The organism is Paenibacillus sp. OT2-17 (assembly GCF_009827695.1).
Lineage (GTDB): Bacteria > Bacillota > Bacilli > Paenibacillales > Paenibacillaceae > Paenibacillus > Paenibacillus polymyxa_B.
On record NZ_WUDQ01000672.1, the window covers coordinates 1 to 1806 of the forward strand.

Below are 1806 nucleotides of genomic sequence, written 5' to 3' on the forward strand. Positions count from 1 at the left end.
GATTCCTGGAAGGACGGGACGGTATCCCTGAGTTGTACCGGGGCCAGGTCAAACGGAATAAGGAGGCGCTGACGGCGCTGGTAGAAGATGAAGACATGGACAAAACGATCGCTGCCTGGATAGGGAAAAGAAAATATTCGAAGGTTGTTGATCTCTGGGTCAAGGGACTGTCGATGGATTGGAACATGCTTTATGGGGATGCCAAGCCGCGACGAATCAGCCTGCCGGCCTATCCTTTTGCGAGGGAGCGGTACTGGATCACGGATATTATGAGCCCATTTGTAGAAAGAGTCTCTTCTGTAGAAAGAGCTGTTACGGAAGCTCAGGAAAAGGCAATTCCCGTCCAGACTCATGCGATGCAGCCAACAGCCCTAATACAATCCGGTTTTTTGAATAGTTCTGAAAAACCAAGCGCCATATCCTTACCGAATTTGTTGGACCGTCAGCCGCACCTAAGCAAGTCTGCCAACCAGGAGGGGACAACGATCATGTTAACTTCACTGGAGGAGACATCGCACACATTAGAGGATGAGAAGAAGACGGAAGCGCTGTCGTCTATTCCTCCTGCAATATCGGCGGAAATATTGCAGGAGGAGCTGACAACAAGCCTGGCGCAGGCTTTATATATAGATCGGAGCGATATCGATTCGGATAGAAACTTTGTTGATCTTGGATTGGATTCCATTATTGGCGTAGAGTGGGTTCGTAGCATTAATAAGCATTACAATACAGCCATAACAGCGACAAAAGTCTACGATTATCCAACCATCCGGGATTTTAGCAAATTTGTAGAGAAGGAATTGTTGAGCAAATCAATTGCGCCATTCTCTGCCCAGTCTATTTCGGATCATTCTCCAGCAGAGTATTCACCGTCCTCCGTTGCATTAGAGCCGGAGAAATCGGCAGAGGCTTCCATTCAGGTGAATTTGATGCCGATTTCGTTTGAAAAGCAGGCGCAGGCCAGCATGGCTGAGTGCAGCGCCTCTGCAGAGCTGTTACAGGAAGAACTGACGGTGAGCCTGGCTGAGGCTTTGTATATGGAACGGAGCGAGATTGAGGCGGATAAAAACTTTATAGATACCGGACTAGATTCCATTATAGGCGTAGAGTGGGTTCGAAACATTAATAAACGATATGGTACATCTATAGCAGCGACCAAGGTCTACGACTATCCGACCATTCGCCAATTCGCTGCATATTTGGCACAAGAAATCAATAAGCGTGGAGGAAGCTCCAATCAACAGTCCTTGAGCACAGTCCCGGACACGGATAAGCCTATTGCGAAAGTCCATTCGAAGGGACCTGACACGCTGCAATGTTCCCCAAGGCTATCGTCTAAGGAGGATTCCGAGCCATTCCACCTGGTAAAGGTAGCAGAAGATTCATCGCCTATGCCTTCGGAAAATAAAGAAGTAATTGCAATTGTCGGGATTTCGGGAAGATATCCTGGTGCGGAAGATGTGCAGCAATATTGGGATAATCTCGCTCTAGGCAAAAATTCCATTATTGAAATCCCGAAGGACCGTTGGGATGTAAGCCAATATTACGATCCTCGTCCAGCGCAAGAGGGGAAAATCAATTGCAAGTGGCTGGGTGTTTTAGAGGATATGGAATATTTTGATCCGTTATTTTTCAATATTTCTCCTACCGAGGCGGAAGGGATGGATCCCCAGCAGCGCATTTTTATGCAGGAAGCATATAAGGCAATTGAGGATGCAGGCTATAGTGGCTCACAGTTGGGAAATAAAAAATGCGGGGTTTACCTTGGAATTTTAAATAATGAATATAGTATGCTGCGGTACAAGC

The 1806-nt window shown here is 47.0% G+C and carries 1 protein-coding gene; it reads left to right on the forward strand.

The window, feature by feature from the left end; translation table 11 throughout:
• A partial coding sequence (locus GRP75_RS25970) for an acyl carrier protein (protein WP_237449202.1) occupies positions 1 to 1806 on the forward strand: 1806 nt, incomplete at both ends.